Raw genomic sequence first — 19,055 nt, 5'->3', positions numbered from 1 at the left:
GACCATGACATTAGTCAGGATGAAAGAAATCTTAACTCATGCCGAAGAACATCATTACGGTGTTGGGGCTTTTAGTGTTGCCAATATGGAAATGGTCATTGGGGCCATTCGGGCAGCGGAAGAGCTTCGTTCTCCACTTATTTTGCAAATTGCCGAGGTGCGTCTGAAGCATTCTCCGTTGTCTATCATTGGTCCGATGATGGTAGCCGCGGCGAAAGCGGCCCAAATTCCGGTAGCGGTTCATTTTGATCATGGCTTAACGGAAGAGAAGATCCGCGAAGCACTGGAAATCGGTTTTACATCGATTATGTATGATGGCTCTCATGATGAACTCGAAAAAAATATCGCGGAGACAAAGAAAATGACGGCGCTTGCTCGAAGGTACGGGGCCACTGTAGAAGCGGAGCTCGGCCAAGTAGGCGGAAGTGAAGACGGTTCGGTTGATCTTGAAATATTGCTTACTTCTGTAGAAGAAGCGAAGCGTTTTGTTGCGGAAACCGGAATTGATGCACTTGCCATAGCGATTGGCAATGCGCATGGAATGTATAAAGGGGACCCGTGTTTACGCTTTGATCGTCTAGAGGAAGTTGATCAAGCGGTCGAGATTCCGCTTGTGCTTCATGGAGGTTCGGGAATTTCTGAGGATGATTTTCGCAAAAGTATTAATCTTGGAATCCGAAAGATTAATGTGGCAACGGCAACCTTTCATAACGTTGTAAATGCTGTAAACACTGGTCGCCCTTTTAGCGATTATTTTTCTTATCATGAACGTGTGATTGAAGCAGCAGCTGAAAGTGTGAAGCGCCATATGCGAATGTTTCAAAGTGTCGGACGTGTATAGGAGGTCTGTTGGGCGTATGTATGAAAAACTTGGAGAGTTAAAAGAAGGATATACCATGATTACGGATATGAAAAGCAAGCATCCTGATATGCTACAGGATATCGGGATTTATGTGCTATCTGCTGGCAAAGTGGAGCGGCTTTTTGATGAGGAAAAAGAAGCGGCCATTCTTCTTTTGGAAGGGGATGTCCGTTTGGAATGGAATGGCTTTTCTCGCGAGGTCAAGCGCGACAGCGTATTTACTGAATCTCCTTGGTGCCTTCACGTTCCTAAGGGGATAGAGGTCAAGGTGACAGCGCGGACGAAGAGCGAAGTGCTTGTGCAAAAGACGGATAATCCCAATAGCTTTGAACCGAAATTATATACCCCAGATGATTGCGAAAGTATAGTGGCGGGGGAGGGAGTATGGAACGGAACGGCCGAGCGTGTGATCCGCACCATTTTTGATTACAATCATGCCCCTTATTCTAATTTGGTCATCGGTGAAGTGATTTCGTATCCGGGCCGCTGGTCAAGCTATCCGCCCCATCATCATGATCAGCCGGAGGTGTATTACTATCGCTTCGACCGGCCGGCAGGCTTTGGGTGTGCGATGGTCGGCCCACACGCCTATCGTGTCGAGCATAACAGCTATATAACGATTCCTGGAGGCATGGATCACCCGCAGGCAACCGCGCCAGGCTATGCCATGTATTTCTGCTGGATGATTCGCCACCTAGACCATCATCCTTGGACAGATCGGATCATAGAGGAAGAGCATAAATGGCTTCTTGATCCCCATGCCAAAATTTGGCCGAAAAAATGATCAAACATAAAGCAAATAAGCCTGCGAAGGTTTTGAACCGTTCGCAGGCCTTTTATATTTACGATGCTTTGAACATCATAGAACCGCTTTTACTGAAGAAGCATCTAAACGTTCTCACTACAATTTTAAGCAGTCTTTAAATATGGAATTCTTAAAATTATAGGCAAGTTGATTTTTTGTTATATTCTATTATCTTCCTTTCTGTTCATGGAACTTCTTCGTTTACTTCCATATTATCCGAAAAGCTTCTATTGGCCGCAGGGAATAGCATATATAATGAATCGTTTTAGGAATCAGTAACAAAAGACTCTATCGTTTCCCTGCTTTTAAAACAGCCTACGGCTCTGATATTTCAGAAAGACCGAATGGAAAACGCCGCTGCGAGACAATCAATTTTTTACTAAATCTATGAAAAAAGATTTGTCGTCGACCTCCAATAGCGCACAAACCCCGGGGGATCGACGACACATGGCCAGTCATCAAAAACCCTACAGCCATAAGGAAAAGAAACGATTGATCGAATTTTAAGATAAGTTTATAATAACATTGTATCCATTTTCCAAATGTTGATTTTATCATAATGTTTGGGGTTTTTATCTTAACTATGAGGGATTGAAACGCGGCTGCAAACGGTGAAGGAACCAACTCAGACGATGAGGTTTTTATCTTAACTATGAGGGATTGAAACCCCCGCTATCATTGAATATTTTCTTTCATGATCGCGTTTTTATCTTAACTATGAGGGATTGAAACTCTTGCACACAAAGAAAAATTCACAGAAGAACAATGTTTTTATCTTAACTATGAGGGATTGAAACAACAATTCTTTTGTTTCCCTATCAAAATCAAAGTTCATGTTTTTATCTTAACTATGAGGGATTGAAACTAGGTATCTTCAACTGTATTGACGGAATAAGCATTTTCGTTTTTATCTTAACTATGAGGGATTGAAACTCAAGAACGAAGGGAGGAATGATGGTTGGAACGACAGTTTTTATCTTAACTATGAGGGATTGAAACTTCTTGATATGAAAGGTGGCTTGGAATTCGGCCGCTGTTTTTATCTTAACTATGAGGGATTGAAACACAATCCAACCACTGCCCCATTCACGTTCAGCAATGGTTTTTATCTTAACTATGAGGGATTGAAACTGGGGGATGACGCTTTATAGGTTTTGAAAAAAAGTCGTTTTTATCTTAACTATGAGGGATTGAAACTTTCGAGCACCTTGGCACGAACAAGTACTTTCAGAGTTTTTATCTTAACTATGAGGGATTGAAACGCACCTGCTTCGAAACCTTTATTCCATGCTGCCATGAGTTTTTATCTTAACTATGAGGGATTGAAACGAGGGAAAGCTTGTAAATATTGGCGATGATATCGACGTTTTTATCTTAACTATGAGGGATTGAAACCACCGCTACCAAAAAAGTAGTTTGTTGATATATCCGTTTTTATCTTAACTATGAGGGATTGAAACTCTTCCAGCAATACTTTGAGTAGCAATCGATCTTTTGCGTTTTTATCTTAACTATGAGGGATTGAAACCGGACTCTCCCCCCAGGTTCTAATCCACCATTTCTGTTTTTATCTTAACTATGAGGGATTGAAACACAGTCCAACATCCGTTGTAGTCTTCAGCCAGTTGAGTTTTTATCTTAACTATGAGGGATTGAAACTTAAATACATGAGAGAAAAAGGATTTAAGAACGGAGTTTTTATCTTAACTATGAGGGATTGAAACTTGCAGAGCCGATTTTAAGAGGTGTTCCGTTTAACGCGCGTTTTTATCTTAACTATGAGGGATTGAAACATAGTTGGTCGATTTACAATGAACCCATAAGCTGAAACACAAGGAGGCGATAAATAAGTTATACTGAGGACATGGAGAAGCGGAATCGATATACAGCAGGATGTAAGACGAAGGTCGTACTGGAAGTGCTGAGGGAAGAGCAGACGGCAAATTGAGCGCGATGGAATAATGATTTGTCCCTATCTTGAATTATGTCTTTGCTTAAATAACATGCTTGGACGGCGCGCATCTGCACCGCCCGCTTCACTGTTCATAAAAAAGAATCGCTTTCGTGAACTCGGTAAAGTCGGTTAGATGGTGATCAAGTATTTTTTGCAAAATGGTCAAATTAATCTCCTGGTAGTCGTGAACAGCGATGTTTCTAAATCCGACCATCGCTTTCATTTTTTGTGAAAGAAAAGGAGTGATGATGCCGTGCTGTTCTAAAAGAGAAAAAGCGTCTCGACTGTTTTGGGGGAGGCCTAGCTTTTTCTGTGCGACCATGTGCATCGCCAGGCCGATGCTTGCTTCACATGCTCGTTGGAGATTTAAGATCATAGAGTCTTGCTTCGTGTAGTTTTCTAAATTTTTCGGGTTGTTCTCATATTCTTCGTGAATGCGCTTTATGCACCGCTCGATCACGCTAATTTTATTTAAAATGACATCATTTTTCATAAACCGACCCGCTTTCATTAATGTTTCGCAAGATTTCCGTGCGTTCTTCATTCAATTTTGCGTACATCTTCAAGGCTCTCCATTCATATTCGGCTTTTTTCTGTTCATTTGTACAATAGATGACTTTGCCATTGCTGACCACTTGCGCCTGAAACACGGTGCTTGCTTGTTTGAGGTCCACAAGATCGACGTCCCGGTGCAGCCTGGATGCCAATTCTTGCGCAACCATAAATCGTTCATAATGATCCAATTGTTTTTGGTCGCTGAGAAAAGCGATATCAATGTCGCTGTCTTGATGAACATGTCCTGTAACCGTTGATCCAAACAAATAAATCAAATATGGGGACACTGTTTCGATCAACACTTCAATAATGATTGGCTCGATCTGTTCCGTCAATACCGTCCCTCCTTTTCTTCGTCGCAATCCGGGTCATTTTCTTTCATTATATTACTTTTTATTTCCTGCCTCAAACTTTGCGTAAAACGATAGTTTAACGAAAAATTCTCCTCAAGTTTCTGGCTTAAAAGTGAAGCCCCTTAGTCCGGTGTTTTATCATCTTCCCTTGTTTTGCAATCCCCCTTTAAGTTTGGGAACAATCATTCATACCCTCTTCTCTTGTTTTCTTATATAATGAACTGTAGATGAGCAAATTCGCTAACATAAATTGACAACCAAACAAAAAAGGAGACATGAACCCGATTCCTTGATTAGAATAGATGTGCCACCAAACCATTCACAAGGAGGTTTATGTCTCATGAATAGACTAGCGCATCATCAAGGAATTCACAAGTTTTTCACGACGTTGGGGTTAGCGCTTTATTTCTCGAAACGGTTCTGAAGCATCTCGTTCACATGGTAGATGCGATGATCACGAAAGGTTGTTCAGGAACGTTGACCGATCTTCATCATGAGAGTTTTCATCCGAATCACCGCACGACACTGAGCCATTTTTTCACGAAAAGTCCGTGGGATGAAGAAACATTGCTTCGCCAACTCCGGCAATGGGTGCTCCATCGTGTCGAACGCAGCGCGAAACGAGAGAATCACCCTTTTTTGTTTCAATCGCAACGCCCATATCGCTATAAGAAGGATGGCGTCTAGGCATGCGGCGCCCTCGATGCTGACAAAGGGATGGGAAGGTTGAAAGTCCAGCAAATATGCGGGTAAAAAGTTGCTGTCGTTCGGTTCAAGCATGTGCTTGAGCAAAAAAGTTTTATTTTTGTTTTCCTAGCGTGGCGGTTGGAAATAAAGGAGAGAGCAGACAATAATGAAAGGTGGGGACTTGTCGGTAAAAAATGTGAAACTTTTCTTTTGTTCGTACGTATAAAACAAGTAGCGATACATAAAAGGAGGGGCATCATGAATGGGACTTTGATTGCGACAGCGGCCGCTATGGCTTTTTATGCGGCGGGGTTATTATTCGTTGTCCTGTTTTCTTCTGTGAAAAAGGTACGGACGTTGAAACTGGGGGCTATTCTTTTTGTGGGCGGTTATGTAATCACGGCCGTTATTTTTTATTTTCTGATGCCGACGATTACGGTTCCGAACATGCTGCTGGCGAATTTAATGACGGCCGGCGTGCTCTTGCCGCTGCTGCTCTATGCGGTCCGTCCCGATCAAAAATTTGAAGCGCGCGTGGCCACTCCCATTATGTTTCTTTTTGGCTTGGGGTTGGTTGGGCTGCTGGTGACGTTTGTGTTAGGCTTTACCGCATTGGGGACGGCCCACGAAACCATCACCTACCAAGAAAAAGACGAGGCTGAACCGCTTTCGAAGGAAGAGACGCCGATTGCGGTCGCTCCGGAGTTTGCTAGAAATAAAATTCAAAAAGCGATGAGCGTCGTTCCCAACACGCAATTTTTTGATTTAGGAAAATTGCAGGTGCAAAAAGTGAATGGAGAAGTCGTTTATGTGGCTCCGGTCGAGTTTGCGGGATTTTGGAAATTTTTAAGAGGGCAAGAAACAGCCGGATATTTCACGATTTCCGCGACAGATGTGAGCGGGCAGCCACAGTTTCATGAAAGTCCGATGAAATATACGAATTCCAGCTATTTACACCGCTATATTCAGCGGGTCATTTACAATGAATATCCGCACTATATTCAAAGCGGGGAGGCGCAAATCGAAGTCGACGATAATGGGAAACCATGGTATGTTCAAACAGTATACCGGCCGCTTCATTTTACAAACCGGCCGGATTTTGATGAAATCAAGGTGGTTGTCATCGACCCGGAAACAGGGAAAATGGAAATGTACGATACGGAGAAAGCGCCGGAATTTATTGAAGGCTCAGTTAGTTCCGAGATGGCGACGATGGAAAACCATTATTTTGGGAAGTATGTCCACGGCTGGCTGAATAGCGTGTTTGGGAAAAAAGATGTCAAAATTCCGAATAAATCGGGCACCGAATCAGAAGTGACGCCGATTTTCAACAACAAAGGGGAAATGCTTTATTTTACAGATATGACATCACCTAAAGAAAACATTGATTCGGCTTTAGGGTATACATTGATTGATGCGCGAACGGGCGAACTTGTTTACTATAACGGTGAAAAAAACAACGGGATCATGGATAGTGAAGGGGCAAAACAAATTGTCAATAAAGAATTTCCAGAGAAAAAATGGGAAGGTTCCATGCCTGTTCTTTATAATGTCGACGGCCATCCAACGTGGATCGTCAATGTGCTTGATCCGAATGGTTTGTTGAAACAATATGCCTATATTAAAGCGAATGATTCCGATTTTGCCGTTTTTGGCGATACGGCGAAGGAAACATTGGACGCCTACCGCATGGCGCTGATGCAAGATCCGGGAAATATCGGCGCGACGGAAGAAACGGTAACCGAGCCGGTGGAAGGAGTAGTCAGCCGCGTTTCTGTCACTTCTTCTGAAAAAGGGCAGGTTGTCTATTTCTTACTGGAAAATGACACCACCATTTATATTGTCAATGCGAGCAAGTTTCCGCTGGCTATTTTCTTAGAAAAAGGCGACCGCATTAAAGCAAGGGCACAAGTGTTGGATAATGAAACGGCCACGATCGAAGACTTGACGATTGAAGGATTGACAGGGGCTTCCAGCGCAAGATAGAAAAACCGCAAATTTCTCACAGGTGCTTGTCCGTTTGGATTGCCCAAGCTGGACGGCACCTTTTATATCCGCCCGTGGGCAACAAAAAGGATGGCACTTTGAAAAAACCGAAAAATTCATTGACAGAAAAGTGTTTGCGGGCATTCTTTTTTTCGGCAGATCGAAGGCTTAAACCGTTTAAAAACCTCCTTTTTCCAACAAGCTTTTTAATCGCCGAGGCCGTCCTGATGGTTGATATGATCCCCTTATAGTAGACAGAAAAAAGAAAGCCAATTAATCTGTCTACTATGGAGGGGATTTTTCTATGGGGAAAATACGAAAAACATATGATGCAAAGTTTAAAAAGAAAGCCGTGGATTTATATTTAGAAGAGAGCATGGGATACAAAACGGTGGCGAAAGAATGGGGGATTAGTCCTTCCATGGTACGTCGATGGGTGAAACGCTATGAACAGGAAGGAATACAAGGTCTGGAGGAAACCCGGGGCAAAGCGAAAGGACGAAATAAAGGAAGACCGAGAACTCGCCAGAAGATCCTGAAACGAAAATCAAACGTCTTGAGACGGAAGTAGAAATGCTAAAAAAGCTCTTAAAGATGTGAAAGGGGGAATGGAAGTAGTAACAGCTCACAAGAAGTTCGCGATCATTCAAGAAATGGCCGAGTGTTACGGTTCGATTCAACTATTATGTGAAATAGCAGGCGTGTCTCGAAGCGGATATTACAAGTGGGTAAAACGATAGGAACGCCCTTCTCAGAAGCACTTGGAAGACGAGCAGCTAAAGGAAAAAATCCAAGAGTGCCATGAAGAAGTGAAAGGAATCTATGGGTATCGGAGAGTCCAAGTTTGGCTGAAACGGAAACACAAACGGGATATCCAACCATAAACGAGTACAAAGGCTGATGAGGGAGATGGGAATCCGGACGGTGATTCGGAAGAAACGGCCTTATTACGGAAAGAAAGAGCCTTATGTGATTTCGGACAACCATCTAAACCGAGATTTCCATGCGTCAAAGCCAAACGAGAATTGGGTGACGGATATGACCTATTTAATTTTTAATGGGCCAAAGCTCTATTTGTCCGCCATTAAAGATCTATACAACAATGAAATCGTGGCCTACCATATCAGTCAAAGAAATGACATCAAACTGGTCATCGACACGCTAAAAAAGGCCATAAAAAAAACGGAATGTAAATGGACTCCTCCTCCATAGTGATCAGGGGTTCCGGTATACATCCCATCAATACAACAACCTATTAAAAAGATACAATATAAAGGCCAGTATGTCCAGAAAAGGAAACGGTTTAGACAATGCCTGCATAGAAAACTTCTTCCACCATTTCAAGGCCGAGTGTTTCCATCTGTACGCTTTCCGCACGTTCGAAGAAGTGAAGGATGTCGTACACAAATATATTCGTTTTTATAACCACCATCGTTTCTAAAAGAAATTACACAACCTGAGTCCTTATGAATATCGGACTCAGGCTGCTTAAATGTGCTTTTTTATTCCTGTCTACTTGACAGGGGTCACTTCAATACACGGTTGCTCTTTTTATTTTTTTATAAGGAAGATGGTTTAATAAAGTTTATCAAAGAGAGTGCGTTTGATCTGACCTACAAAGAATCAAACTCTTTGCTTCCAGTTTGTTTTGAAATAGTTGATGGATTGGGATGTTTATTTTCTTTTGGGGAGATGGGGAATGAAAAGTCAATCTGTTATCGGGGGCATTGAGAAGCTTTCGCAGTTGAGTTTAGATTTTCATAATGATCTTATGATTTTTCTTTCAGCACTGAGAAAGGCGAGATCATGCTGGACACATCTTGCTGCGGTTGGCCCAAGCAGATAAATGATAGATAAGAAGGCTGATTCACTGAACAGTTCGATCATGAGGGGTTCGATTGGTTCTGTCAACTCCCTCTTTTTTGCGCGATTATATGATTTTTTTACTTCGAAGGAATGGCAAAATCCCCTGTTCAACTCTATTGGCGGAATGAACAGGGGATGACAAGCTTACAGCGGGATTTTTCTTCATTTTTTCGCTCCGTTTCATTCATTGACTCAGCATCATTTGAATTTGCTCAGGTGTTAAATTATGAATAAATTCAATTGGATCAATCGCTTGAATTCCAAACTCCTCGCATTTTTCCAAATATCGTAGATAAGCTTGTTCATACATTTCCATCTGATGCTGTCCCCCTTTTTGTCGTTTGTTTGCTGTTGTTTAGAGATAGCGGCTCTGTTATTCTTCCTGTTGGCTCATGCATTTTTCGCATTCATATAAATAGGATTCGCGCTGTTCTACAATTTCTTCCCTGCATTCTTGGCATTGCTTTGGCGGTAACGGATGGAATGTTAACATGCTGGTAGCTCCCTTCCTGTTTTCAATTTGTTGATTATATTGTATTATAACAGATATCAAAAATCAATATCTGTTATATAATTAATTTAAAAATTTTTTGCCATCTTGATCTTCAAAACAAAGAGATGCATGAAGTTTTGAAGGACAAATCCCCTGAAGCTTTGTTACTCGTAAAACAAAAGAAAGTCCACATATTTGCTGTCCAGTCTCAAGCCTTAGCAGACACGATCCGTTTTCCGCATTTTTTTGCCGTGTTGAATGTTTGTAAAAAGAGTGTAAGGCTTGTTATTTTTGTTTATATTTACTGTAAATTTAAACATTATTGGAATAAAAAACCTTATAATGGTATCGAAGAGGCCCAGATATATAGGGTCTATAAAACCATGGGGGGAATGGCGATGAAAGCAAAGCAAGCGTTATTACTCAAAGTGGGGGCATCATTATTAACCATTATGCTATTGGGAGCATGCAACAATGAAGAGGATCAACCAGATAATGGAACGAATCAGACAGAAGAAACGGACGAAAATACAGAGCAGTCAGAGGATAATCAATAAACAAACGGAAAAGGCGGCTATTTTCTTTTAGCCGCTTTTTTCATCGAACGATTGAAAAAGGGGGTTCAAATGATCATGGTTAGGTGAAGCGAGGGAACCATCGGCTCAGAAAAAAATTTACAATTTATTCGCATTCCCTCAACATTTCTGTTTTAATCTGAAGATGTAGCACTTTCTTTAAAAAGGAGTTTGACGCGCGATGACAAAGCTTTTACAGCAGGCTTACACGTTGGAATGTCGCATGTTCCGAACCATTAATCGTTATTTTGACTGCCAATGGCTCAATATTTATTTTCGATTGGTTACACATGTTGGCGGCGCCACTTTTTCGATTGCCGCTGTGCTGCTGGCGATGATTTTCTTTGAGCAGGAGTGGCGCATGACGGCGGTTGCCAGCGCGTGTGCTTTAGCCGCCAGTCACATCCCTGTTGCTGTGATGAAGCGCCTCTATCCGCGGCCGCGGCCATACGTTGTTTTATCGGAAGCAAAGGTATATGGTCCGTTAAAAGATCATTCATTCCCTTCTGGGCATACAACAGCTGTATTTGCGATCGTCATTCCATTTGTTTTCGCATTGCCTGTTTTGTCGTTTGGTCTTTTACCGATTGCTTTCAGTGTGGCCATTTCTCGAATTTATTTAGGGCTTCATTATCCTTCTGATGTTTTGGCTGGCTGTTTGCTTGGAACAGCTGCCGGTGCGTTTGCTTTTTACTTGCTTCTTTAAATGCTGAAGAGGAGGGGCTCGCATGAGAGTTGCGCTTTTTACGGATACGTTTGTGCCTGAAATCAATGGTGTGGCGCGGACATTAAAGCGCCTAACCGATTTTTTTGAAAAGAAAAACATCGAATACAAAGTGTTTGCGCCGGAAATCCCAGATTACCCGTTCTTTCATTCCCGCATTCACCGCTTGAGCAGCTTTCGTTTCTTTTTATATCCGGAATGCCGTGTGGCCGTTCCGAATGTATTGCAAATGAAAGCGGAGCTACAAGCTTTTCAGCCTCATCTTATCCACGTTGCTACCCCTTTTAACATCGGGCTTTGCGGTTTGCATTATGCAAAAAAAATGCAAGTTCCCCTAGTCGGATCATACCATACAAATTTTGATCACTATTTGCGTTATTACGATTTACAATTTCTCTCGAATTTTTTCTGGCGCTACATGCATTGGTTTCATCGTTCAATGCAAAAAATCTTTGTTCCATCACAGGATACAATAGAGCAATTAAAGCGGCGTGGCTTTACGAATTTGCATCTTTGGCCACGCGGGGTTGATTGTTCACTGTTTCATCCTTATTATCATCAGCGTGAAGTGAGAGAAAAGTATAACATTGATGAAAAATATCTTCTTGTTTATGTTGGCAGAATAGCGGTAGAAAAAGATGTCCAGCTTTTGCCTGAAATCGCTAAACGTCTGCCGGAATCATTACGGGATCACGTTCACTGGCTGGTGGTCGGCGATGGTCCGTTAAAGGAGGAGATGCAGCAGCGTGCACCAGAACGTATGACCTTTGTTGGCTATTTGCAAGGAAGCGACTTAGCGAAAGTGTACGCGGCGGCCGACTTATTTGTGTTTCCGTCGGCGACGGAGACCTTTGGAAATGTCGTGTTAGAATCGTTAGCGAGCGGTACGGCTGTGATTGGCGCCAACAGCGGCGGTGTGAAAAGCATTATGCAGCACGGAGCATTCGGCTATTTATGTGAGCCGGGAGCGATCGATGAATTTGCGGCTGCCATTGTCCGCTTTCTGTCAAACGACACACAACGAAAACAAATGGAGCTTGCGGGGCGCGCCTATGCACTCACCCAAAATTGGGAGGTTATTTTCGAAAACTTAATTTCTGAATATGAAAAAGTATGGCGCCACCATGCGGAGAGGCTACATGCATAGCGTGTGGGGAGACAAACAAAAGAATAAGTTTATATACTTTCGATTCATTACAAACTCAAGATGTATTGATATCACTAGCGATGTTTATTTTATGTGTTTTCCGCAACTGATCAAGATCAGGGTTAATTTGCCAGTTTGGCTTCATGCACAGAAGGATGACAAGCTTCTGATGAAAGCTGTCGTCGACCTCCAATGCTGCTAAAATCCCTAGGAATCGACGACAGTTTATTTTTATAAAAAATCTTGGCACAATCAGCAATTGCCCCCATTTCTGATTTTCGCTATAATAAAACCAACCATTCCACCCAATGAGAGAAACACGGCAACATCAACATTTTTTTGGGTTTGTATCTTAACTATGAGGGATTGAAACAAATATATCGATGGTTATTTTGAAACAGAAAGAGCGGTTTGTATCTTAACTATGAGGGATTGAAACTCTTCGGGTGTCATCTCTTCCAGCACCTTTGCGTCTTGCGTTTGTATCTTAACTATGAGGGATTGAAACAGGTTTCGTTGGTGATAAGTAGGTGCAAACATAGAGTTTGTATCTTAACTATGAGGGATTGAAACGATCACTTAATTTTGTGTTTAGACATTCAAGCAAAAGTTTGTATCTTAACTATGAGGGATTGAAACTGTGAAAGATGTTCAGCGCCAGGAAAAATTGTGCATCGTTTGTATCTTAACTATGAGGGATTGAAACCGTTTGAAGAAGCCAATGAGTTAGTGAAAAAATACGTTTGTATCTTAACTATGAGGGATTGAAACTCGTTTTGGTCACCGATGAGGATTAACGCTGTACGCCTGTTTGTATCTTAACTATGAGGGATTGAAACCTTTTTCGGTATCCACTCGTACAAGTCGTCGATGTGACGTTTGTATCTTAACTATGAGGGATTGAAACTATTTTTACACGAAAATATAGAAGATGCTTGGGACACGCGTTTGTATCTTAACTATGAGGGATTGAAACGATTACACAAATCTATACTTTGATGCGGAGCAACCGTTTGTATCTTAACTATGAGGGATTGAAACAAAAATCTAACCCATTCGCAATATCACTTTCTCGGGTTTGTATCTTAACTATGAGGGATTGAAACTGCGGAAGCAGATAGAATACTAGAGAGCGGCGAATATAGTTTGTATCTTAACTATGAGGGATTGAAACATGCTAAATGTGAGTTCCTGCGATTCGTCAGATGGGTTTGTATCTTAACTATGAGGGATTGAAACATAAAAATGATTGTTGATTTAGAAGGGAGAATGATGTTTGTATCTTAACTATGAGGGATTGAAACACAGGTGATGCGAATACAACAATATCCGCATTTTGAGTTTGTATCTTAACTATGAGGGATTGAAACAATATGCTTGCGAGGTTATTGAATACCACTCCAAACAAGTTTGTATCTTAACTATGAGGGATTGAAACTCGACGGTAGGGAACAATCTTCGCGAAGTTGGTCAAAGTTTGTATCTTAACTATGAGGGATTGAAATGACATCAAATTGGTCATCGACACGCTAAAAAAGGCTATAAAAAAAACGGAATGTCAATGGACTCCTCCTCCATAGTGATCAAGGATTCCAATATACATCCGTTGATACAACAACGTGCTAAAAAAATACAATATAAAAGCCAGTATGTCCAGAAAAGGAAACGGTTTGGACAATGCCTGCATGGAACACTTCTTCCTCCATTTCAAGGCAGAGTGTTTCCGTCTGTACGCTTTCCGCACGGCCGAAGAGGTGAAGGATGCCGTACACCAATCTATTTGTTTTTATAACCCTCAACGTTTCTAAAAGAAATTAAATAACCTGAGTCCTTATGAATATCGGACTCAGGCTGCTTAAATGTGCTTTTTTATTCCTGTCTACTTGACAGGGGTCTCTTCACCTTTGGAGTGCTTTTTATTTTAAGAAGGTGGCGGGGAAGGGAACGACATTTACGGAAGCGGTATCGAATTCCTCCTTCTCGCATCCATGGTTCGCTGGGGACGTGGATGAAATGCTTGCATAAACGTATGATTTTTGTAAAATATCAACTAGAATGCCATTTGTTTTATGGAAAGGACAACGTCGGGCTTCGATGATGAGGAAGCCTGTTTTTTGTTGGGCGATAGGTGGCTTCAAAAGTGGCATTGGAGGGTGGACATGATGATTGAAGTTCAGCATTTGCATAAATCATTTCGCGTTCATGTTCGACAGGCGGGGTGGCTTGATGCGGTTCGCCATTTATGGAAGCGGCAGTATCAGGTAGTCGAAGCGGTGAAAGATATTTCATTTACCATTCCAAAAGGAGAAATTGTTGGATTTTTAGGCCCGAATGGAGCAGGGAAGACAACGACGATGAAAATGCTGGCTGGGCTGCTTCACCCGACATCGGGAAAGATGAGTGTTGGGGGATTTGTTCCGTTCGAGCAGAGGCCGGAGTTTAAAAAAATGATGAGTTTGGTGATGGGACAAAAAAGTCAGCTGATTTGGGATATTCCGCCCATGGAAACTTTTTTAGTCAATAAGGCGATTTATGAAATCGATGACCGCATCTTTCGTCGGACGCTTGATGAATTAGTGGAGCTGTTGGAGCTGCAGCCGCTGCTAACAAAACAGACGAGAAGCCTGTCGCTTGGGCAGCGGATGCGCTGTGAACTGGCTGCGGCTTTATTGCACCGGCCGGCCATTTTATTTTTGGATGAGCCAACGATTGGCCTTGATGTCCATACACAGGAAAAAGTCCGGCGTTTTATTGCGGAATATAATCGCGAGCACCAAACGACCATTTTATTAACATCGCATTATATGGGAGATGTGACTGCACTGTGTGACCGCATTATGATTATTAACTACGGCCAGCTGATTTATGACGGAGAATTGTCGGTGTTAACGGAAAAGCTGGCGCCATACAAACGGCTTGAGGTTCGCTTTTCTGAAGTGCCGAATGCGCGCTGGGAAGATTATGGGGAAGTGGCAGAAATCGAGGACAGCCGGGTGGTATTGCGGGTTAATCGCGAGAGGGTAGCTGAAGTGTCGGCGCATTTCTTGCAGCATTTCCACGTTCATGATATTAACATTCAAGATCCGCCGATGGAAGAAGTGATTACGCGCGCCTTTCAGGAGGAGTTATCCCATGGTTCGTAAATATGCTGCTCTTTTACGGATGAAGTACATGGAAATGCTGGCTTACCGCCTAGCTACGATTGTATGGATGACCGGGGCTATCACTCAGCCCTTGATTACGATGGCTGTTTGGATCAACATTGATCCATCGCAAAGCGATGCGTTCTTTTTTTACTTTATGGCCGTGATTTTTGTAGAAAGAATGACAAGTGCATGGGATGTTTGGGAGCTCGATCGCGAAATTCGCGAAGGGACATTTTCCAACTATATCATCCGGCCGTTGCATCCGATCCATTGGGCGATTGCGGAGAATGTAGTGTATAAGCTATTGTTTCTTGTTATCTTAATACCGATATGGGCGGGGGCGGCGCTATTTGTGCCGGCACTGCACGTTGAGATATCAGTGAGTCAGCTGTTGTTATTTTTGGCGGCGGTGTTGATGGGCGCGCTGCTTCGTTTCTTGCTTAGCTATACTTGCGGGCTGCTTGGTTTTTGGGTAACAAAAGTTGCGGCTATCTACAGCGTGCTGGAAGTTATCTCTTTATTTTTATCAGGGAGAATTGCGCCATTATCGATGCTTCCACCGCTTTTGCAGCAATGGAGCATTTTCCTGCCCTTTCGTTACATGATCGGTTTTCCGATTGATCTGATCAACCAAGCCGCTAATGGTCATGAGGTGCGCCAAGGCTTTGTGATCGCATCGGTTTGGGCTGTGATATTCATCATGGCGCTTCAATGGATCTGGAAAGCGGGATTAAAGAAAAATCAAGCGGTAGGTGGTTGAGCATGGGCAGATACTGGCGAATTTTCCGCGAATTTTTCCGGGCGTGCTTTGTTGAAGAGCTGGAATATCGCAGCGAGTTTCTCGGGAATCTGATTTCCAGCTTTTTGGGCATTGGGATTGCGATTTTGACTATCAACATCTTTTTTTATCAGACCGATCGGCTTGGGGGATGGACATATGCGGATGTACTTGTGCTGCTCGGCGTCTTTAATACATTGAAAGGCTGGATCGATTTTGCTTTGCGTCCCAATATGCCGCGTTTGCTTGAGCATGTTTGCCGCGGCACGCTTGATTATATTTTAACCAAGCCTGTTGATAGCATGTTTTATGTGAGCTTTCGTCATTTAGTGTTTTGGCGTTTGATTGATGTTGCTCTTGGTCTCGGTCTGATCGTCTATGGACTAGCGGAAAAGCATTATATGCCATCATTGGTTGATATACTCGTTTTTCTTATCACGATGGCTTCGTCGCTCGTATTGATTTATTCGTTATGGATGATGCTGATGACGACGTCGTTTTGGGTGATCCGCATTGATGATTTATCTTTTATTTTTGATTCCTTCTTTGAAACAGCGCGGTTTCCGATCGGCATGTACCGCGGCTGGGTGCGCGTGATTTTGACTTATGTGCTGCCAGCGGCGGTAATTACGAATATGCCGGCTTTATCGTTGCTGGGAAAATGGAATATGGCGACTGCGCTTATTGCTGGATTGCTGGCTGTTGTGTTTTTATGGCTGGCACGTCGCTTTTGGCGGTTTGCATTGCGTTCGTATACAAGTGCAAGCAGCTGAGGAAAGCGCAAGGTAGAGAAAACGGATGGACATAATGGAGCAAAAGATGAAAGGGAGCGCGCATATCGCTCCCTCTTAGTGTTATACTTGTACATAAGTATATATTTAAAGGAGGGGATTGGGATGTGCGGACGTTTTTCGTTGGCGGCTGATATGGAGCAGTTGCAAGCGTTGTTTCATTTTGTTTTTCCTGAACCGCTATCGCCCCGTTTTAACATCGCGCCAAGCCAAGCGGTGCTGACGGTTGTTGAAGAGAATGGGATAAGGATCGGAAAAATGATGAGGTGGGGGCTCGTGCCCGCTTGGGCGAATGATCCGAAAATCGGCTGGAAGATGATCAATGCGAGAGGCGAGACCGTCGATGAAAAAGCGAGTTTTCGTCAAGCGTTGAAACGGCGCCGTTGTTTAATTTTAGCGGACGGATTTTACGAATGGAAAAAGGAAGGGACGAACAAAATTCCGTATCGTTTTACGTTGCGAAATGGTGAGCCTTTTGCTTTTGCAGGGCTGTGGGAAAAATGGGACAAGCAAGGGACGGCGTTGTATACATGTACCATTATTACAACGGAAGCAAATGAATTGGTCAGCCCCATTCATGAGCGGATGCCGGTCATTTTGCCGCCAGAGCAGCATGAAGCATGGCTGGATGCAAAGCTAGAGGATACCGATTATGTGAAATCGTTGCTTAAGCCATATGCCGCGGCAAAGATGAGCATGTATGAAGTAGATTCGATTGTCAATTCACCGAAAAATGATGTTCGTGCATGTCTGGAGCCGATTCATAGTCAATGAGAGGAAGGGAACTTGCACGTTCTTGTCCTTTTAAGGACGAAATGAATGATCTTTGGAAGAGTGTCGGTTGGGAAAATATGTATGATCTTGCCGTTGTCATCGATTCGTGTGATCAAGGTGAACTCTTTTTCGAGACTCGGCCGCCCGACTCTACTAGATGACATTGAGGAAACTTACCTTCGGAAGGTTTGTTTTAGGGATTGAAGCATGGGGGAACGCTAGCGGAAACAGAAGATCCGCCGGCGTTTTTTATTGAAGGAGAAAGCGGGAACGCTTTTAGGAAGAACAAGATAGCAGACAGGACGAACACTTATTGGAGATGCTTTTGGGCATATCTAATCAACGGATAGCTTAACAGCAGCAAAGCAATGATAAACGCGATCACACCCAACCAATGAAAATGCATCTAAAAACAACCTCCTGCTGTCCCCGCCAAGCTCGACCCTACATAATAAAATAGCAGATAAAGAGAAGCTGCTTGCGCTTTATAGAGCCTTGTGCATTTGCCAATCCATGTGCTGGCGATCGAATGGCAGCCAAACGTAAATAGTGAAAGCCCAATCAGCTTTATCGCAACAGAAGGAATAAGGGGAATAGCGGCACCGAGAATGGTCCATGTGACCGATAGACTTAATGTGGGCGCATATCCAGATAAATCGGCTTTTTTTCCCATATAAACAGAGCTGAAGCTTCCGAATAAGTACACCATAAACAAAAATCCAAGCACGGATAGACTTAATGAGTATGGCGGTTCACTTAATAAAAAGCTAATATAGTTGTACAGCGTCACAAACTCTCCCATAAATAAAAAGCCGAGCATAATCAGCGACATCAGCGGTTTATGGCGCAAATGGACAACATAGGCCGCCAAAGCCGTTTTGCCGCTAGACGGCTTTGGGGCAGAATGGCGCGGCGCCGGCAGGATCACGGCGAAAATAACGCTTAATAAAAGCGAAAAGGCTCCTATGGAAAACAGTGCGGTCCGCCATGAAAACCAATCGGTTAATAGCCTGATCGCTATTCGTCCAGCCATGCCTCCAATGCTGGTTCCGCTAAATAAAGCCCCATCGCTTTGCCAATTCCTTCTGCTTGAAATTCCTCCGTAATATAAGCCATTGTTAAAGAGGGGACGTCGGCAGCTGCCATACCGAGTAACGCGCGCGCAAGCACAAGAGAAGGAAAGTGGGAGAGTAGCGTGCTTGCCATCGTTAATAACGATGTTAACAGCAACGAGATGGTCATCACTCTCTTTTTTCCAGCGCGATCCGAGTACTCGCGGCAAGGAGAATGATAATGGCTAATGCACCGGTCGATACAGACATGGCTAAGCTAGCTGAAGCGGCAGAAATGTGAAAGGTTTTTGCGAACAGCGGCAAGAGCGGCTGAGCCGTATATAAGCTGGCGAAGGTGACAAAACCGCCCAAAAACAGCGCCTAGCTTGCTTTGCTAGATTCTGTACTGCCTCCTTGAATGTGTATCAATAGTTCTCGCCTCTTTATTGTTCTTCGATCTATTTTTACTATAATGGTTCGATGGCGAAACGTCTATTTCCATGCTGT

The 19,055-nt window shown here is 43.1% G+C and carries 20 protein-coding genes, 2 pseudogenes and 2 CRISPR repeat arrays; of the genes and pseudogenes, 17 read left to right on the top strand and 5 right to left on the bottom strand.

The genetic code is table 11. The features are described 5' to 3' along the window. Positions 1-4 precede the first annotated feature (4 nt). Both GRQ40_RS11090 and GRQ40_RS11085 read left to right on the top strand, forming a co-directional pair. Positions 5-841 (top strand): class II fructose-bisphosphate aldolase, encoded by an 837-nt coding sequence (locus GRQ40_RS11090; RefSeq protein WP_159719994.1) that lies wholly within the window; start codon positions 5-7, stop codon positions 839-841. A 16-nt stretch (positions 842-857) separates the two neighbouring features. Continuing rightward, a complete protein-coding gene (locus tag GRQ40_RS11085; protein ID WP_159719993.1) occupies positions 858-1,646 on the top strand; it encodes a 5-deoxy-glucuronate isomerase in 789 nt (262 codons plus the stop codon). Positions 1,647-2,235: 589 nt separating this feature from the next. Continuing rightward, positions 2,236-3,460: a CRISPR direct-repeat array (repeat unit 30 nt; unit sequence GTTTTTATCTTAACTATGAGGGATTGAAAC). A gap of 243 nt (positions 3,461-3,703) precedes the next feature. Here GRQ40_RS11085 and GRQ40_RS11080 read toward each other — a convergent pair. Together GRQ40_RS11080 and GRQ40_RS11075 are read right to left on the bottom strand one after the other, a co-directional pair. Next, positions 3,704-4,114, bottom strand: coding sequence for a type VII toxin-antitoxin system HepT family RNase toxin (locus GRQ40_RS11080; RefSeq protein ID WP_066150379.1), 411 nt, complete (start codon positions 4,112-4,114; stop codon positions 3,704-3,706). Then, positions 4,104-4,511: a type VII toxin-antitoxin system MntA family adenylyltransferase antitoxin gene (locus tag GRQ40_RS11075; protein ID WP_139788144.1), complete on the bottom strand. Its 408-nt coding sequence runs from the start codon at positions 4,509-4,511 to the stop codon at positions 4,104-4,106. Before GRQ40_RS11075 ends, GRQ40_RS11080 begins: the two co-directional genes overlap by 11 nt. 358 nt (positions 4,512-4,869) lie before the next feature. Here GRQ40_RS11075 and GRQ40_RS11070 point away from each other — a divergent pair. The 7 genes and pseudogenes from GRQ40_RS11070 to GRQ40_RS19035 all read left to right on the top strand — a co-directional run. Next, a pseudogene (locus GRQ40_RS11070) lies at positions 4,870-5,165 on the top strand (transposase); the annotation flags it as partial. A 309-nt stretch (positions 5,166-5,474) separates the two neighbouring features. Continuing rightward, positions 5,475-7,202, top strand: coding sequence for a DNA-binding protein (locus tag GRQ40_RS11065; RefSeq protein ID WP_159719992.1), 1,728 nt, complete (start codon positions 5,475-5,477; stop codon positions 7,200-7,202). Between the two features lie 304 nt (positions 7,203-7,506). Continuing rightward, complete coding sequence (locus GRQ40_RS11060) at positions 7,507-7,773, top strand: helix-turn-helix domain-containing protein (protein WP_312856935.1); 267 nt, start codon at positions 7,507-7,509, stop codon at positions 7,771-7,773. Between the two features lie 37 nt (positions 7,774-7,810). Then, the gene (locus tag GRQ40_RS11055; protein ID WP_159719991.1) at positions 7,811-7,942 is read left to right on the top strand and encodes a helix-turn-helix domain-containing protein; all 132 of its coding nucleotides are present in this window, start codon (positions 7,811-7,813) and stop codon (positions 7,940-7,942) included. 21 nt (positions 7,943-7,963) lie between these two features. Then, positions 7,964-8,086, top strand: coding sequence for an IS3 family transposase (locus GRQ40_RS19040; RefSeq protein ID WP_159719990.1), 123 nt, complete (start codon positions 7,964-7,966; stop codon positions 8,084-8,086). Then, the gene (locus tag GRQ40_RS11045; RefSeq protein ID WP_255458410.1) at positions 8,073-8,414 is read left to right on the top strand and encodes a DDE-type integrase/transposase/recombinase; all 342 of its coding nucleotides are present in this window, start codon (positions 8,073-8,075) and stop codon (positions 8,412-8,414) included. Before GRQ40_RS19040 ends, GRQ40_RS11045 begins: the two co-directional genes overlap by 14 nt. Before the next feature lie 58 nt (positions 8,415-8,472). Further along, positions 8,473-8,643 carry an IS3 family transposase gene (locus tag GRQ40_RS19035; RefSeq protein WP_369815609.1) on the top strand — a complete coding sequence of 57 codons (171 nt, stop codon included), beginning with the start codon at positions 8,473-8,475 and terminating at the stop codon, positions 8,641-8,643. A 609-nt stretch (positions 8,644-9,252) separates the two neighbouring features. On the opposite strand, the gene GRQ40_RS18780 is transcribed toward GRQ40_RS19035, so the two are convergent. Next, on the bottom strand, positions 9,253-9,384 hold the full coding sequence (locus GRQ40_RS18780; RefSeq protein ID WP_255357516.1) for a hypothetical protein: 132 nt from the start codon (positions 9,382-9,384) through the stop codon (positions 9,253-9,255). 57 nt (positions 9,385-9,441) lie between these two features. Then, entirely contained in the window at positions 9,442-9,561 is a 120-nt protein-coding gene (yhfH, locus tag GRQ40_RS11035) for a protein YhfH (RefSeq protein WP_159719989.1), read from the bottom strand. A gap of 398 nt (positions 9,562-9,959) precedes the next feature. On the opposite strand from yhfH, the gene GRQ40_RS11030 reads away from it, so the two are divergent. The 8 genes from GRQ40_RS11030 to GRQ40_RS10995 all read left to right on the top strand — a co-directional run bounded on the left by GRQ40_RS11030 (position 9,960) and on the right by GRQ40_RS10995 (position 17,496). After that, positions 9,960-10,118 (top strand): hypothetical protein, encoded by a 159-nt coding sequence (locus GRQ40_RS11030; RefSeq protein WP_156450550.1) that lies wholly within the window; start codon positions 9,960-9,962, stop codon positions 10,116-10,118. Between the two features lie 199 nt (positions 10,119-10,317). Next, on the top strand, positions 10,318-10,842 hold the full coding sequence (locus tag GRQ40_RS11025) for a phosphatase PAP2 family protein (protein ID WP_159719988.1): 525 nt from the start codon (positions 10,318-10,320) through the stop codon (positions 10,840-10,842). Positions 10,843-10,864: 22 nt separating this feature from the next. Then, on the top strand, positions 10,865-12,007 hold the full coding sequence (locus GRQ40_RS11020; RefSeq protein WP_159719987.1) for a glycosyltransferase family 4 protein: 1,143 nt from the start codon (positions 10,865-10,867) through the stop codon (positions 12,005-12,007). 343 nt (positions 12,008-12,350) lie between these two features. Continuing rightward, a CRISPR array of direct repeats spans positions 12,351-13,512; the repeat unit is 30 nt; unit sequence GTTTGTATCTTAACTATGAGGGATTGAAAC. A gap of 114 nt (positions 13,513-13,626) precedes the next feature. Beyond that, positions 13,627-13,815: an IS3 family transposase gene (locus GRQ40_RS19030; protein WP_159719986.1), complete on the top strand. Its 189-nt coding sequence runs from the start codon at positions 13,627-13,629 to the stop codon at positions 13,813-13,815. A 354-nt stretch (positions 13,816-14,169) separates the two neighbouring features. Next, the gene (locus GRQ40_RS11010) at positions 14,170-15,150 is read left to right on the top strand and encodes an ABC transporter ATP-binding protein (RefSeq protein ID WP_159720861.1); all 981 of its coding nucleotides are present in this window, start codon (positions 14,170-14,172) and stop codon (positions 15,148-15,150) included. Continuing rightward, entirely contained in the window at positions 15,140-15,913 is a 774-nt protein-coding gene (locus GRQ40_RS11005) for an ABC transporter permease (RefSeq protein ID WP_159719985.1), read from the top strand. The genes GRQ40_RS11010 and GRQ40_RS11005 overlap by 11 nt, the downstream gene beginning before the upstream one ends. Before the next feature lie 2 nt (positions 15,914-15,915). Further along, positions 15,916-16,704, top strand: a complete 789-nt coding sequence (locus GRQ40_RS11000; protein ID WP_159719984.1) for an ABC transporter permease — start codon at positions 15,916-15,918, stop codon at positions 16,702-16,704. A gap of 123 nt (positions 16,705-16,827) precedes the next feature. Beyond that, positions 16,828-17,496, top strand: coding sequence for an SOS response-associated peptidase (locus tag GRQ40_RS10995; RefSeq protein WP_080862586.1), 669 nt, complete (start codon positions 16,828-16,830; stop codon positions 17,494-17,496). Positions 17,497-17,806: 310 nt separating this feature from the next. Here the strand turns inward: GRQ40_RS10995 and GRQ40_RS10990 are convergent. After that, positions 17,807-18,926: pseudogene (locus GRQ40_RS10990) on the bottom strand (MFS transporter). Positions 18,927-19,055 lie beyond the last annotated feature (129 nt).

The sequence above is a fragment of the Anoxybacillus sp. PDR2 genome (genome assembly GCF_009834045.1).
Lineage (GTDB): Bacteria > Bacillota > Bacilli > Bacillales > Anoxybacillaceae > Anoxybacteroides > Anoxybacteroides rupiense.
The sequence above is the reverse complement of the archived record's forward strand: the minus strand, read 5'-3'. Positions and strand labels throughout refer to the sequence as shown.